This window comes from Brevundimonas sp. Root608 (assembly GCF_001427825.1).
Lineage (GTDB): Bacteria > Pseudomonadota > Alphaproteobacteria > Caulobacterales > Caulobacteraceae > Brevundimonas.
Map to the genome: position 1 here is coordinate 22815 of NZ_LMGT01000007.1, position 14507 is coordinate 37321.

Here is a 14507-nt window from a genome sequence, read left to right on the forward strand (position 1 = left end):
CCGGCGAAGCCGGGCCCCGATCCATTCCCGGGTTCATCACCAGGGACACGAAGGGTTCACCATCGATTCCGGCTAGGCCGCGACGAGGCTCAGCCCTGTGCGTTCCGGATCGCCGCCGCCGCCGCGAAGGGCGTGACCACCCCGGCGAACAGGACGTAGGCGAAGAGGAAGGCGAGGGCCGGCGTCGGATCGAGCCCGTTTGTGGCCCGCTCCAGAGCCCCCGCGCCGAACACCACCGGCGGAATGAACAGCGGCAGGACCACGACCGCGATCAGCAGGCCGCCGCGTTTGGCGCCGAGGGCGAGGGCGGCGCCCAGCGCCCCGGTCAGGGCGAAGCCGAGCGCGCCGATCAGGGCCGACAGGCCGACCAGCGGGGCGAGGGCGGGCGGCAGGCCGAGGGTGACCGCGGCGACCGGGGCGGTGATGGCCAGAGGCGCGCCGACTGCCAGCCATTGCGCCTTGGCCTTGGTCAGGACCACCAGCTCCAGCGGGACGGGGCCGAGGGTGATCAGGTCGAGGGCGCCGTCCTCATGGTCGCGCTCGAACAGGCGCTCGAGCGACAGGATCGAAGACAGGGCGAGGGCCAGCCAGGCGATCCCGCCCGCGACGGGTTTCAGCCCCGCCGGATCGCCGCCTGCCGCCAGCGGCACCAGCACGGTCAGGCACAGGAAGAAGCCGCAGGCCAGCAGGGGGCCCCCGCCGCCGGCCCAGGCCAGGGCGAGTTCGCGCCGCCACAGGATGAGCAGCGCCCTCATCGCCCGGCTCCGATGTCGAGCGCGCGCGCGGGCAGCGGCAGCGGATCGTGCACGGCGGCGATGAGGCCGCCGCCCCTGTCGAGATGCGCCTGCATCAGCAGGCCGAGCGCGGCCCGCCAGCGGGCGTCCAGCGGCGCGAAGGGCTCGTCCAGCAGCCAGATCGGACGCGGCGCCGCGATCAGCCGGGCGAAGGCGAGGCGGCGGCGCTGGCCGGCCGACAGCTTGCGCACCTCGAGGTCGAGCAGCGGCTCCAGCGCCAGCACGTCGACGGCGGCGGCGATCCCGTCGGCGGAAGCGCCCGACCATTGCGCCTGGAAGGTCAGTTCCTCGCGGGCGCGGCGGCCGGTCTTCAGCCCGTCGAGATGACCCAGCCAGTGGATATGGTTGGCCCGCGCCTCGGCCGGCTCGACCTCGGCGAAGGCGACGGTCCCCGCGTCGGGGCGGATGAAGCCGGCGAGGGTGCGCAGCAGGCTGGTCTTGCCCGCGCCGTTGGCGCCGGTCAGGGCCAGGGCTTCGCCGGAGGCGAGCGAGAAGGACAGGTCGTGGAACAGCAGGCGTTCGCCGCGGGAGACGGTGAGGGCGGAGGCGGTGATCATGTGGTCTCCCTCACCCCTTGTGGGGAGGGATGTCGGCGCGCAGCGACGACAGGGTGGGGTACGCCTGAAATTCCCCACCCGGTCGCTTCGCGACCACCCTCCCCATAAAGGGGAGGGAGAAGGTTTCTGCGAACGTTTCTCAATACCCACACGCCCATCGTGGATACATGGACCTTGCCTGCAACCCTCGCTATATCCGCCCTCGCCGCAGCAGGCGTTCGCCGCGCGCGTCGGGGACCTGTGCGCCCCGCCGCAAGCCGCGCGTTCGTGCAACCGGATTGTCGGGCGGCGTTGACCAGAGGAAGCCTCTCCATGCCGTCGAACGACAGCCTCAAGACCCGTCAGGACCTTTCCGTCGGGCGCAAGAAGTACGCCTATTACAGCCTTCCCGCCGCCGAGGAAGCCGGTCTGGCCGGGATTTCCCGTCTGCCGCGCTCGATGAAGGTGCTGCTGGAGAACCTGCTGCGCAACGAGGACGGGGTTTCCGTCACCGAGGCCGACCTGCGCGCCATCGCCGCCTGGACCGAGAACAAGGGCTCGGTCGAGCACGAGATCGCCTTCCGCCCGGCCCGGGTGCTTATGCAGGACTTCACGGGCGTTCCGGCCGTGGTCGATCTGGCCGCCATGCGCGACGCCATGAGCGCCCTCGGCGCCGACCCGACCCGCATCAATCCTCTGAACCCGGTCGATCTGGTCATCGACCACTCGGTCATGGTCGACCATTTCGGCACCCCGGGCGCCTTCAACCAGAACGTCGAGCGCGAATATGAGCGCAACATCGAGCGCTACAAATTCCTGCGCTGGGGCTCGTCGGCCTTCAACAATTTCCGCGTCGTGCCCCCCGGCACCGGCATCTGCCACCAGGTGAACCTCGAGAACCTCGCCCAGACCGTCTGGACGCTGGAAGAGGGCAAGAAGACCGTCGCCTATCCCGACACCGTGGTCGGCACGGACAGCCACACGACCATGATCAACGGCCTGGCCGTTCTGGGCTGGGGCGTCGGCGGCATCGAGGCCGAGGCGGCCATGCTGGGCCAGCCGATCCCGATGCTGATCCCCGAGGTCATCGGCTTCAAACTGACCGGCGCCATGTCGGAAGGCACGACCGCCACCGATCTGGTCCTGACCGTCACCCAGATGCTGCGCAAGAAGGGCGTGGTCGGCAAGTTCGTCGAATTCTTCGGCCCCGGCGTGACCAGCCTGACCATCGAGGACCAGGCCACCATCGCCAACATGGCCCCGGAATACGGCGCCACCTGCGGCTTCTTCCCGGTGTCGCGCGCGACCATCGACTATCTGACCGCCACGGGCCGCGACAAGGCGCGCGTCGCCCTGGTCGAGGCCTACGCCAAGGCTCAAGGCCTGTGGATCGACGAGACCTCGGAAGACCCGATCTTCACCGACGTGCTGGAGCTGGACATGGGCACGGTCGTGCCGTCGCTGGCCGGTCCCAAGCGTCCGCAGGACAAGGTCGAACTGACCGTCGCCGCCCCGTCGTTCGAGACGGCGCTGGGCGAGGTCTTCAGCCGCCCGACCGACGCCCCGCGCGTTCAGGTCGAGGGTGAGAAGTTCGACCTCGGCGACGGCGACGTGGTCATCGCCGCCATCACCAGCTGCACCAACACCTCCAACCCGTCGGTCCTGATCGCCGCCGGTCTGGTGGCGCGCAAGGCCCACAAGCTGGGCCTGAAGGTCAAGCCGTGGGTCAAGACCTCGCTGGCCCCCGGTTCGCAGGTGGTCACCGACTATCTGACCGCCGCCGGCCTGCAGGCCGATCTGGATGCGCTGGGCTTCAACCTGGTCGGCTACGGCTGCACCACCTGCATCGGCAACTCGGGCCCGCTGCCGGACGCGATCTCGAAGACGATCAACGACAACGGCCTGGTCGCCACCTCGGTCCTGTCGGGCAACCGCAATTTCGAGGGCCGGGTGAACCCGGACGTCCAGGCCAACTATCTGGCCTCGCCGCCGCTGGTCGTGGCCTACGCCCTGGCCGGGTCGATGCGGATCGACATCTCCAAGGATCCGATCGGCCAGGACAAGAAGGGCAAGGACGTCTTCCTCAAGGACATCTGGCCGACCTCGAAGGAGATCGCCGACATCCAGAAGAAGTCGGTCACCCCGGCCATGTTCGCCAAACGCTATGGCGACGTGTTCAAGGGCGACAAGCACTGGCAGGGCATCAAGATCGAGGGCGGCCAGACCTACGCCTGGGACGAGGCCTCGACCTATGTCGCCAACCCGCCCTATTTCGAGGGTCTGTCGATGGAGCCGGCCCCGGTCGCCGACATCGTCGAGGCGCGCGTGCTGGCCATCTTCGGCGACTCGATCACCACCGACCACATCAGCCCGGCCGGTTCGATCAAGAAGACCTCGCCCGCCGGCGCCTATCTGACCAGCCGCGGCGTCGACGCGCTCGACTTCAACAGCTACGGCGCCCGCCGCGGCCACCACGAAGTGATGATGCGCGGCACCTTCGCCAACATCCGCATCCGCAACAAGATCACCCCGGACATCGAGGGCGGCGTCACGCGTCACTTCCCGTCGCAGGACACGATGTCGATCTACGACGCCGCCATGCGCTACCAGTCCGAGGGCCGGCCGCTGGTCGTGTTCGCGGGCAAGGAATACGGCACCGGCTCGTCGCGCGACTGGGCGGCCAAGGGCACCCGCCTGCTGGGCGTGCGCGCGGTGATCGGCGAGAGCTATGAACGCATCCACCGCTCCAACCTGGTCGGAATGGGCGTCGTGCCGCTGCAGTTCAAGATGGAGGGCTGGCTGCGTCTGGGCCTGACCGGCGAGGAGATCGTCACCATCCGCGGCCTGTCGGACGTGAATGTCGGCAAGCTGCGTCCGCGTCAGGACCTGTGGGTCGAGCTGTTCCGCCCGTCGGACGGCAAGATGGCCCGCTTCCCGGTCCGCTGCCGCATCGATAACCAGACCGAGATGGACTACTTCAAGGCCGGCGGGGTCATGCCCTATGTGCTGCGCAACCTCGCGCGCGGCTCCGAATAGCGTCCTGCGGTCTCCTCCCTGTCGCGAAGCGACGGGGAGGGGGCGCGGCGCAGGCATGCGCTGACGGAAGGGCGCGACGCCGGGGAGGCCGGCGGACCGCCGCTCCCCCTCGCTGAAGCGCCGCCTCGACCACGCCGGGGCGCCTTCCTCGACAGCCGGGGATGCACTGGGCTATGCGTCCCGCCCGTTCGGATTTCAGGACTTTTCCCCCTTGCGACTGCCCCAGGCCCGGCTCGATCAGGTGCTCGACCGCTTCCACCAGGTGGAGGCGCGGATGGGTGCGGCCAGCGACGGGCAGGAGATCGTGCGCCTGTCGAAGGAACACGCCGAGATGAAGCCGGTGGCCGAGGCGGTCATGGCCCTGGCGAAAACGCGGGCCGAGATGGCCGATCTGGAGGCCATGGCCGCCGATCCCGAGATGGCCGAAATGGCCGCGGACGAGCTGCAGACGCTGAAGGAGCGCCTGCCGGAGATGGAGCGCGACGTGGCCCTGCTGCTGGCCCCGCGCGACGCCGACGAGAACGCCTCGGCCGTGCTCGAGGTCCGCGCCGGCACCGGCGGCGACGAGGCCGCCCTGTTCGCCGGCGACCTGTTCCGCATGTATTCGCGCTACGCCGCCAACCGCGGCTGGAAGGTCGAGCTGGACTCGGCCACCGAGGGCGACGCCGGCGGCTACAAGGAGATCATCGCCACCGTCACCGGCGACGGCGTCTTCGGCCGGCTGAAGTTCGAAAGCGGCGTCCACCGTGTCCAGCGCGTGCCCTCGACCGAGGCCCAAGGGCGCATCCACACCTCGGCCGCCACGGTCGCCGTCCTGCCCGAGGTCGAGGACGTCGAGATCGACATCCAGGACAAGGACATCCGCATCGACACCTTCCGCGCCTCCGGCTCGGGCGGCCAGCACGTCAACAAGACCGATTCCGCCGTGCGCATCACCCACTTCCCGTCGGGGATCGTGGTGACCTCGTCCGAGAAGTCGCAGCACGTCAACCGCGACAAGGCGATGAAGAATCTGCGCGTCCGCCTGTACGACATGCAGCGCCAGATGAAGGACGACGCGCGCTCCGACTCGCGCAAATCCCAGGTCGGCTCGGGCGACCGCTCGGAGCGTATCCGCACCTACAACTTCCCGCAGGGCCGCGTGACCGACCACCGCATCGGCCTGACCCTGCACAGCCTGCCGCAGATCCTCGAGGGCGACATCGACCCCCTGCTGAACGCCCTGATCGCCGAGGACCAGGCGGCGCGTCTGGCCGATCTGGAGGCCGAGTTCGGCTAAAGGTTTTCCGGGTCCTTGCGGGCCCGCCGCCTCAGAAGCCGGTCTGACAAGGCCTCGGCGTGCTTCAGCGTGAACGCCAGCGCCGCCGGCGAGCCGCGCTTCGGCCCGACGGTATCCGCCACCACCGCGCCGCGCTCGCCGATCGCCAGCGGTTCGCCCGTGGTGGTGTCGATGGCCGTCTGGTGCTCGATCTCGGCGTTCAGTTCGGCGCCCATGATGATGATCTGCACGCTCAGCCACGTCCAAAGCAGGAAGCCCATCATCGCCGCCAGCGGCCCGTAGTAGGCCGTGCGCACGAAGGTCTGCAGATACCAGCTGAACACCAGCGACAGGATCAGGCTCGACAGGGCGGCGAAGATCGCGCCGGGCGTCAGCCAGCGCCAGCGCGCCTTCTGCCGGCAGGGCCCGAGGCGGTAGATCAGCGTCAGGGCCGCGCCATAGACCAGCAGCAGCGCGGGCCAGCGGAAGGGGGCCAGATAGCTCCATTCGGCCGCCCAGCCGAACAGCCCCAGCGCCAGCGGCACGCCCACGATCAGGCCCGCCGTGACCATGATCGAAGCCAGCCCCCCGACGGTGAAGGCCATGCACATCAGGTTGTATTTCACGATGTGGCGCTTCTCGACCTCGTGATAGGCGACGTTCAGCCCATAGAAGAGCACCTTGATCGCGCCGTTCGCGGTCCACAGCGACAGGGCTAGGGTCCAGATCAGGGTAAAGGTCAGCTGGGTGTTGGAGTTCTCGGCCAGCCGCTGCATCTCGCCTGACAGGAATTGCGCCACCCCCGGCGGCATCACCGAATACAGGAAGGACACGCGCGCGGCGGCGTCGGTCGGATCGGCGAACAGGCCGTAGACGGTCACGAAGGCCGCCAGGGTAGGGAACAGCGACAGCATGACGAAGAAGGTCACGCCCCCCGCGAGGAAGCCCACCCGGTCCCCGAAATAGGACATGCCCAGCCGCCAGAAGATATCGACCCAGCCCTTGTGCGGAATATGCTCGGGGCGCTGCGCCAGCCGGCCGCGGCCCGGCTCCCTGGCGTCGAACTCCTCGGGCGTCGGCGCGCGCGGCGGCAGCGGCTCGGGCCTGCGGGCCCTCAATTCCAGCCCGAATTTGTGTCCGCGCGAATAGACCAGATGCGCGGCGCCCGCTCCGGCCGCCAGACCGCCCATGATCGCCCCGATCATGCCCCACGGGCCCAGCCCGCCGCCCGGTCCGCCCTTGTGTCCCGATTGTCTTCGCATCCCGGCCTCAACGGCTCCCTCCGGCGCGCGTTCCGGCGCCGCTGCGCTTGATATCCCCGCAAAGCCGCGTCAATGCCAGCGCATGACCGACATCGCTCCCGCCCTGACCCTGGTCGCCGCCTGGAAGGCCGCCACGGCCGTGCTCAAGGCCGGCCGCATCGACAGCCCCTCGATCGACGCCCGCCTGCTGCTGGAAGCCGCCACCGGCGCGACCCGCACCGACATTCTCACCGACCCCTATCGCGCCGTGACCGCCGAGCAGCAGGCCGCCCTCGACGCCTTCGTCGAACGCCGCCTGCGCCGCGAGCCCGTGTCGCGCATCCTCGGCAGGAAGGGCTTCTGGAAGATCATGCTGAACGTCACCCCCGACGTCCTCAGCCCGCGACCGGATACCGAGGCCATCCTCGACGTCGTCATGCTGGCCTATCCGCCGCACCAGGCGTTCGAGATGATCGACCTCGGCACCGGCTCGGGCGCCATCCTGCTGGCCACCCTGGCCGAGCGGGCCGGGGCGCGCGGCGTCGGCACCGACATCTCGTCCGAGGCCCTGGCCGTGGCGAAGGAGAACGCCGCCAACCTCGAGCTCGACAACCGGGCGACCTTCCTGCGCACCGAATGGGCTGCGGGCTTCGGCGATCACAGCTTCGATCTGGTGGTGTCCAACCCGCCCTACATCCCCTCGGACGACATCCCGGGCCTCGACCCCGAGGTGCGCGACCACGACCCCCTGCTGGCGCTGGACGGCGGTCCCGACGGCCTCGTCGCCTACCGCGAACTGGCCCCCGAGATCCGCCGCATCCTGCGTCCCGACGGCATCTTCGCCGTCGAGATCGGCTGGGACCAGGGCCCGCAGGTCAAGGCCCTGTTCGAGGCGGCGGGATTCGAGGGAGTCATCGTCGTCAAGGACCTGTCGGACCGCGACCGCGTCGTCACCAACGGGCCGGACCCCAGGACAAATCCGATCCCGAAGATGTAGGCGGTCCGAAAACTAGGCCTTGGAAACCGCCCCCGCTCGCGCTAAGTCTCTGACTGTCTCCCACCCAAAACGCACGCCTTGGACCGGTTCAGGCCCATTCATGCGCGCATCAGGGCAGTGACGGTCGGGCCGGGTCGCCCGGCGGACCACGGGGCGGCGACGGATTTCCGATCACATCGTCAGCGGGGATTGGCCCCGGAACGAAGCGGAACGACCAAACGGACAGCGCCCACGGCCACCGCCGCGGACCGTCCCTCATACAAAGCACGAGCGTCCGATGAGAGATTTCAAGGGCATGAAGCGTCAGCGCGGACGCAACAGAAAGCCCGGGAGCAGCGGCGGCGGCAACAACAACGCCAACGCCACCAATCCGAACCGGTCCTGGGATTCCCAGGGCCCCGAGAACATCAAGGTCCGCGGCAACGCCCAGACCGTCTACGAACGCTACATGCAGCTGGCGCGCGACGCCTCGGCCGCCGGCGACCGGGTGCTGGCCGAGAACTACACCCAGCACGCCGAACACTATTTCCGCGTCCTGCGCGCCCTGCAGCCCTCGCGCCCCGTCTCCGAGATCGCCCAGCGCGAACTGGCCGGCCAGGGCTTCGACATCGACTTCGAGGACGAGACCGGCGCCCAGGCCGCCGCCATCATGGCCGCCGAAAAGGTCGAGGCCGACCGCATCGCCCAGATCGAGGCCCGCCAGCGCGAGAACGAGGAGCGCCAGAACGGCGGCTCCGGCGACCGTCAGGGCGAACAGCCGCGCCGCGAATGGCGCGACCGCGACGACCAGCCCCGCGCCGAGCGCGAGCCCCGTCCCGAACGCGAACCCCGCGAGCCCCGCCCCGAGGGCGAGGCGACCACCAACGCCGACGGCAGCCGCCGCGAGACCCGCCGCGAACGCTGGGAGCGCCGCCAGCTCGAACGCGGCGCCCGCTTCGACCGCGAAGGCGGCGAGCGCGCCGAAGGAGACGCCCCGGCTTCCGACGAGACCTCGGAGGCCCGCGCCGAAACCCCCGAACGCGCGGACCGTCCCGAGCCGGCCGAACGCCCGGCCCGCGCCGAACGTCCCGAACGCCGCCCGCGCCGCGACGCCGGCGTGGCGACCGACGACGGTCCCTCGGCCCTGCCCGGCTTCCTGACCCGCTCGACGGCTCCGGCCCCCTCGGCCCCCGCGCCGGTCGAAGCCGACGCCGCCGACGAGCCCGCCGCGCCCAAGCGCCGCGCCCCGCGCCGCAAGGTCGAGGCTCCCGCCGAGGACTGAGGGTCCGCCCGCGGCGCCGGCGCGCTTGACGCAGCCGCCGCGGACTGGCCCAAAGAGCGCCCGAACCTGACCGGAGCGCCCATGTCCCGCCTGTCGCGATCCCCGGCCCTGATCGCCCTCGCGACGCTGATCCTCGCCGCCTGCGCCAGCGCCCCGCCGCCTCCGCCGCCGCCAGGCGGCTCGGGCGCCGCCCTGCGCGACTGGCGCGGCGTCGTCACCGCGGCCGACCGCGACCGCTACGCGCGCCGCGACGCCGCCTGGTCCCTGGCCCTGCAGCAGGCCCGCCGCCAGGCCGGCTCGGGCGACCTGCGCGCCCTCGGCGATCTGATCGACCCCGACATCCGCCGCGCGCCCGTGGCCCCGCCGCCGGGCGACTACCGCTGCCGCACGGTCAAACTGGGCTCGCAGGGGGGCGAGCAGGGGCTCGGCTATGTCGTCTACGGCTGGTTCGCCTGCCGCATCGAACGCACGCCGCGCGGCCTGAAATTCTCCAAACTGACCGGCAGCCAGCGCCCGGGCGGACTGCTGTTCCCCGAGAACGACCGCCAGATGATCCTGCTCGGTTCCCTCGCCCTGGCCGAGGAGCCCGCCGCCAACTCCTACGGCCAGCGTCCCGACCGCGACCTGATCGCCGTGCTGGAGCGGATCGGCGACCGCCGCTGGCGGCTGGTCCTGCCCTGGCCCCGGGCCGAGTCGAACCTCGACGTGATCGAACTCGTCCCCGCGTGACGGACAGGCCGGCCCCCAAACCCCGCAAGTCGCGGGCCAGACCGGCCGCGGCGACCACGGTCCCGAAGGGCCGACGACCGCAGCTCGTCAGGGAGGCGGCGCTCGACATCCCGCCGCCGCCGCGGCGGGCGCGCGTCGCCGACATCGCCGTCGTCGGCGCCGGGCCCGCCGGCCTCGCCGTCGCCCTGATGCTGGCCCGGCAGGGACGGCGCGTCATGGTCCACGAGCGGTTCGCGACGCCCCGGCCCCTGGGCGCCGGCTTCATGCTCCAGCCCACAGGCCTGCACGTGCTGGACCGGCTGGGCCTGACCCCCGAGGTCGAAGCCTGCGGCCAGCGCATCGACCATATTTTCGGCCGCGAGGCCCGCCGCGGCCGCGTGGTCCTGGACGTCCGCTACAGCGACCTGAAGCATCCACGCCCGGCCATCGGCATCCACCGCGCCGCCATGTTCGCCATCCTGTACGAGGCCTGCGTCGAGGCCGGCGTCGACTTCGAGACGGACCGCGAGATCGTCCGCGCCGACGCGGGCCGTCTGATCGACAGCGGCGGCCGCCGCAGCGCCCCGTTCAATCTCGTCATCGATGCGTCCGGCGCCCGCTCGGCCATCGCCGCCGGCATGGGCGCGGAGCGCCGCGACCTCGCCTGGGGCGCCCTCTGGACCACCGTCCCCTGGCCCGGCGCGCCGTTCGATCCGACGGCGCTCGAACAGGTCTATCTGGGCGCCAGCCGCATGCTCGGCGTCCTGCCCTGCGGCGTCCTCCCCGGCGCGCCGGGCGCGCCGCTGGCGACCTTCTTCTGGAGCCTGAAGACCGAGATCTGGCCCGACTGGCACGCGCTCGGGCTGGAGAGCTGGAAGGACCACTGTCTGCGCCTGTGGCCCGAGCTGGCGCCCGTCATGGACGCCATCACCGATCGCGAGCAGATGACCCTGGCCTCCTATGGCCACCAGACCCTGGGCCGCCCCGTGGAGGACCGGCTGGCCGTGCTGGGCGACGCCGCCCATTCCACCAGCCCCCAGCTCGGCCAGGGGGTGAACATGGGCCTGCTGGACGCCCAGGCCCTCGCCGACGCCCTGGTCCGCCATCGCGACCTGCCGACGGCGCTCGACGCCTACGCCCGCGCCCGCCGCTGGCATGTGCGGCTGTATCAGGCGCTCAGCCTCGGCTTCACCCCCTTCTACCAGGCCGACGGCCGGCTCCTGCCCTGGGTCCGCGACCATGTGCTGGGCAAGGTCGCGCGCCTGCCCCTGGCGCCGCGCCTGCTGGCCGCCACGGTCGCCGGCGTGCTGCTGGATCCGCGATCGTCCGAAGGCGGCTGAAACTCCTTCAGGCCGCGACCGTTTCCACGGTTCAGCCGCCAAGGAATGCCTCATGCGAACCCTCGTCGCCGTCGCCTCGCTCGCAGCCCTGCTCGCCGCCTGCGGGGACGGTTCGGCGCCCGCCGGCGATCCCGCCGCACCCTCGACGGCGGCGCCTTCCCCCGCCACGGGCCGGGCGGTCCCGTCCCCGGGTGAAACGCCTGGCCCCGGCCGGCCCTCCGCGCCGCCGGCCGACGGCGAACAGGGTGGAGCCGCCGACTGGCGTCGCGTCGCTTCCGCCGCCGACGCCTCGGCCCTCGGCCGTCTCGACCAGGCCTGGCGTCTCGGCCGCGCCGAGGCCGAGGACAAGGGCTTCGCCGCCCAGGTCGAGGCGCTCGGCCCGCTGGTCGATCCCAACGCCGGACAGACCGGCCGCCTCCAGCCTGCGCCGGGACCGTACCGCTGCCGCACCATCAAGCTCGGGACCAACAACCCCGGCGGACCCGGATACCTTGAATATCCCTGGTTCCGCTGCGCCATAGAACTGACCCCCGGCGGCGATCTGGTCCTGACCAAGACCACCGGATCGCAGCGCACCCGCGGCCTGCTTTATCCGGACACGGATCGTCGCCTCGTCTTCGTCGGCGCCCAGGCCTGGGGCATGGATGAGACGACCTTCCCCCGCTACGGCGAACAGACCGTCCGCGACCAGGTCGGCGTCTTCGAGCGCATCGGCTCGAACCGCTGGCGCCTCGTCATCCCGTGGCCCAAGGTCGACTCCAAGCTCGAGATTCTCGAACTGACCCGCTGACCGCGCTTGACCCCCGGACCGCCCGCGACGACTCTCGTGCACGCGGACCGGTCCGCGGACTGTCAGGGGGTCTTCATGCGCGGTTCCAGCATCACCATCGGGGCGATCATCGCCGTCGTCATCGTCGCCGCCATCGCCCTGGTCGGCATGCCGACCTACAACGTCTATGCCAAGCAGATGCAGGGCAAGGCGGCCTATGAGCAGGCCGTGCAGGACCGGCGCATCCGCGTGCTGGAGGCCCAGGCCGCGCTCGACTCGGCCCAGCTGACCGCCCAGGCCGAGGTCGCCCGCGCCCGCGGCACCAACGAGGCCAACCGCATCATGGCGGAAAGCCTCGGCGGCCCGGACAACTACCTGCGCTGGGCCTATATCGACATGCTCAAGGAAACGGCGGGCAAGGCCGGCCGCGAGACCATCTACATCCCCACCGAGGCCGGCATGCCCGTGCTCGAGGCCGGCCGGGTCTCGCGCCGCCAGACCGAATAGCCGCGACCGGCTCCCTCAGGAGGCCGGGTCCGCCACGGCGACGGCCAGCATCAGCTGATCGACGAAGCTCGCCAGGGCGTCCTGGGTGAACGGCTTGGCCAGCCGCGGCAGGCCCAGGCTCAGCCGGCTGCCGCGATCCGCCATGTCGGCGTAGCCGGTGGCGACGCCGATGGGCAGGTCGGGCCTCGACCCGAGAATCTCGGCCGCCATCTGCGAGCCGCTCATCCTCGGCATGACCTCGTCGGTGATGACCAGATCGAGCGCCGCGTGCGCGCGGGCCGCCTCCAGGCCCTCCGTCGCCGACGCCGCCCCGATCACCGTGTGACCGAGGTCCTCCAGCATGGCGACGGTGTTGATCAGAACCAGCGGGTCGTCATCCACGGCGAGGATCAGCAGACCCCGGCGCCCTGACGCGGCTGACGGCCCGCTGTCCGGCGCCGCTCCGTCCTGGCCCGCCCCGGCGACAGGCAGCCAGATATGGGCGGTCAGGCCCTCGCCCGCGCGGCTGACCAGACCCAGGCGGCCGCCCGACTGCTCGGCCAGCCCATGAACCATCGACAGGCCCAGACCGGTGCCCTTGCCCGCGCCCTTGGTGGTGAAGAAGGGCTCGGTGGCGCGTTGCAGCGTCTCATCGTCCATCCCCCCGCCCGTATCCTGGACGCTGATCCGCACGAAGCCGGCCGCGCCCGACTCCGCCCGGGGCGCGTCGGCGCTCGCGTCAGTCCGGGCGCTGATGGTGATCTTCCCGCCTTGCGGCATCGCGTCCCGGGCGTTGACGACCAGGTTGAGGATCGCGGCTTCCAGCTGGTACGGATCGGTGTGCACCCGCGGCAGCCCCGGCGGAAACCGCACCGAGACGTCGATGCTCGGACCGATGGTGCGCGCGATGAATTCGGACATGCCCCGGACCAGCGACGGAATATCCACCGCCACGAAGGTCAGTTCCTGCTTGCGGGCGAACGACAGCATTCGTTGGGTCAGGACCGCGCCGCGCTCGGCGCCCTGGATGGCGTTCTCGAGCAGGGGGGTGATCCGCGGATCGTAGTCTAGGCGCTTGCGCACCAGCTCCAGGCTTCCCAGCACGGCCATCAGCAGATTGTTGAAGTCGTGGGCGATGCCGCCGGTCAGCTGGCCGATGGCCTCGATCTTCTGGGACTGGAACAGGGCCTCCCTGGCGCTCTCCAGCGCCCGTTGCGCCTCCAGCCGCTCCGTCACGTCGCGCGTGACCTTGGCGAACCCCAGCAGCGCGCCGTCGTCGTCGCGGATCGCGTCGATGACGACATGGGCCCGGAAGCGCGAGCCGTCCTTGCGGACCCGCCAGGCCTCGGTCTCGAACCGCCCCTCGCTCGTGGCGACGGCCAGCGCCTCGGCGGGCGCGCCGGCGCTCCGGTCCTCCTCGGTGTAGAAGGTCGAGAAATGGCTGCCGATGATCTCCTCGGGCCGATAGCCCTTGATCCTCTGCGCGCCGAGGTTCCAGGTCGTGACCCGCCCCTCGCCGTCCAGCATGTAGATGGCGTAGTCGACGACGCCCTGCACCAGCAGGCGGAATTCCTCCTCGCTCTTGCGCAGGGTCTCGGCGGCCAGTTTCCGCTCGGTCAGGTCCCGCGTGATCTTGGCGAAGCCGATCAGCGGCCCTTCGGGGGACCGGATCGGGTCGATGACGACGTGGGCCCAGAACCGGCTGCCGTCCTTGCGGACCCGCCAGCCCTCCTGCTCGAACCGCCCCTCGGTCGCGGCCTCGCCCAGCGCCCTGGCGGGCACGCCCGCGGCCTGGTCTTCCGGCGTATAGAAGCGCGAGAAATGATCGCCGATGATCTCGCCCGGGGTATAGCCCTTGAACCGCTCGGCGCCGGCGTTCCAGCTGACCACGCGGCCGTCGGGATCCAGCATGTAGATGGCGTAGTCGGTGATGGCGTTGACCAGCAGCCGGTAGCGAGCGTCGTCGTGGGTCGTCGCGGCGCCCTCCATGCCCGTCATTCACGCCCCTCCCGCCCCGGGCCCCCGCCCGGCACGCGCGGGGACAACGGTCCCCGCGCGCCGATAGTTCCGGCGCCCGCGCG

At 71.0% G+C, this 14507-nt stretch carries 12 protein-coding genes; 8 read left to right on the plus strand and 4 right to left on the minus strand.

Going from position 1 to position 14507, the window contains the following annotated elements; genetic code table 11:
• Positions 1–89 precede the first annotated feature (89 nt).
• Positions 90–755 carry a heme exporter protein CcmB gene (ccmB, locus tag ASD59_RS10770; protein ID WP_055831640.1) on the minus strand — a complete coding sequence of 222 codons (666 nt, stop codon included), beginning with the start codon at positions 753–755 and terminating at the stop codon, positions 90–92.
• Positions 752–1351: a heme ABC exporter ATP-binding protein CcmA gene (ccmA, locus tag ASD59_RS10775; protein WP_055831641.1), complete on the minus strand. Its 600-nt coding sequence runs from the start codon at positions 1349–1351 to the stop codon at positions 752–754. The genes ccmB and ccmA overlap by 4 nt, the downstream gene beginning before the upstream one ends.
• Positions 1352–1663: 312 nt before the next feature.
• Between ccmA and acnA the strand changes: the two genes are divergently transcribed.
• Positions 1664–4366, plus strand: coding sequence for an aconitate hydratase AcnA (gene acnA / locus ASD59_RS10780; RefSeq protein ID WP_055831642.1), 2703 nt, complete (start codon positions 1664–1666; stop codon positions 4364–4366).
• A gap of 211 nt (positions 4367–4577) precedes the next feature.
• Positions 4578–5645 (plus strand): peptide chain release factor 1, encoded by a 1068-nt coding sequence (prfA, locus tag ASD59_RS10785; RefSeq protein WP_055831643.1) that lies wholly within the window; start codon positions 4578–4580, stop codon positions 5643–5645.
• Here the strand turns inward: prfA and ASD59_RS10790 are convergent.
• Complete coding sequence (locus ASD59_RS10790) at positions 5642–6886, minus strand: YihY/virulence factor BrkB family protein (protein ID WP_055831644.1); 1245 nt, start codon at positions 6884–6886, stop codon at positions 5642–5644. The genes prfA and ASD59_RS10790 overlap by 4 nt on opposite strands.
• Before the next feature lie 82 nt (positions 6887–6968).
• On the opposite strand from ASD59_RS10790, the gene prmC reads away from it, so the two are divergent.
• The 6 genes from prmC to ASD59_RS10820 all read left to right on the plus strand — a co-directional run bounded on the left by prmC (position 6969) and on the right by ASD59_RS10820 (position 12447).
• A complete protein-coding gene (gene prmC / locus ASD59_RS10795) occupies positions 6969–7862 on the plus strand; it encodes a peptide chain release factor N(5)-glutamine methyltransferase (RefSeq protein WP_055831645.1) in 894 nt (297 codons plus the stop codon).
• Positions 7863–8139: 277 nt separating this feature from the next.
• Positions 8140–9123, plus strand: a complete 984-nt coding sequence (locus tag ASD59_RS10800) for a DUF4167 domain-containing protein (protein WP_055831646.1) — start codon at positions 8140–8142, stop codon at positions 9121–9123.
• An 81-nt stretch (positions 9124–9204) separates the two neighbouring features.
• Positions 9205–9852 carry a DUF4893 domain-containing protein gene (locus tag ASD59_RS10805; RefSeq protein ID WP_055831647.1) on the plus strand — a complete coding sequence of 216 codons (648 nt, stop codon included), beginning with the start codon at positions 9205–9207 and terminating at the stop codon, positions 9850–9852.
• Positions 9849–11171 (plus strand): FAD-dependent oxidoreductase, encoded by a 1323-nt coding sequence (locus tag ASD59_RS10810; RefSeq protein WP_200943722.1) that lies wholly within the window; start codon positions 9849–9851, stop codon positions 11169–11171. Before ASD59_RS10805 ends, ASD59_RS10810 begins: the two co-directional genes overlap by 4 nt.
• Positions 11172–11223: 52 nt before the next feature.
• Complete coding sequence (locus tag ASD59_RS10815; RefSeq protein ID WP_055831648.1) at positions 11224–11961, plus strand: DUF4893 domain-containing protein; 738 nt, start codon at positions 11224–11226, stop codon at positions 11959–11961.
• 75 nt (positions 11962–12036) lie between these two features.
• Complete coding sequence (locus tag ASD59_RS10820; protein ID WP_055831771.1) at positions 12037–12447, plus strand: hypothetical protein; 411 nt, start codon at positions 12037–12039, stop codon at positions 12445–12447.
• Between the two features lie 15 nt (positions 12448–12462).
• Here ASD59_RS10820 and ASD59_RS10825 read toward each other — a convergent pair whose 3' ends face one another.
• Positions 12463–14424 carry a hybrid sensor histidine kinase/response regulator gene (locus ASD59_RS10825; RefSeq protein WP_156377018.1) on the minus strand — a complete coding sequence of 654 codons (1962 nt, stop codon included), beginning with the start codon at positions 14422–14424 and terminating at the stop codon, positions 12463–12465.
• Positions 14425–14507 lie beyond the last annotated feature (83 nt).

Excerpts from the sequence above, each read along its gene's own strand:
- ASD59_RS10820 (WP_055831771.1), top strand. The coding sequence starts at position 12,037 with ATGCGCGGTTCCAGCATCACCATCGGGGCGATCATCGCCGTCGTCATC.
- ccmB (WP_055831640.1), bottom strand. The coding sequence starts at position 755 with ATGAGGGCGCTGCTCATCCTGTGGCGGCGCGAACTCGCCCTGGCCTGG.
- ASD59_RS10790 (WP_055831644.1), bottom strand. The coding sequence starts at position 6,886 with ATGCGAAGACAATCGGGACACAAGGGCGGACCGGGCGGCGGGCTGGGC.
- prmC (WP_055831645.1), top strand. The coding sequence starts at position 6,969 with ATGACCGACATCGCTCCCGCCCTGACCCTGGTCGCCGCCTGGAAGGCC.
- ASD59_RS10825 (WP_156377018.1), bottom strand. The coding sequence starts at position 14,424 with ATGACGGGCATGGAGGGCGCCGCGACGACCCACGACGACGCTCGCTAC.
- ASD59_RS10815 (WP_055831648.1), top strand. The coding sequence starts at position 11,224 with ATGCGAACCCTCGTCGCCGTCGCCTCGCTCGCAGCCCTGCTCGCCGCC.
- ASD59_RS10805 (WP_055831647.1), top strand. The coding sequence starts at position 9,205 with ATGTCCCGCCTGTCGCGATCCCCGGCCCTGATCGCCCTCGCGACGCTG.
- acnA (WP_055831642.1), top strand. The coding sequence starts at position 1,664 with ATGCCGTCGAACGACAGCCTCAAGACCCGTCAGGACCTTTCCGTCGGG.
- ccmA (WP_055831641.1), bottom strand. The coding sequence starts at position 1,351 with ATGATCACCGCCTCCGCCCTCACCGTCTCCCGCGGCGAACGCCTGCTG.
- ASD59_RS10800 (WP_055831646.1), top strand. The coding sequence starts at position 8,140 with ATGAGAGATTTCAAGGGCATGAAGCGTCAGCGCGGACGCAACAGAAAG.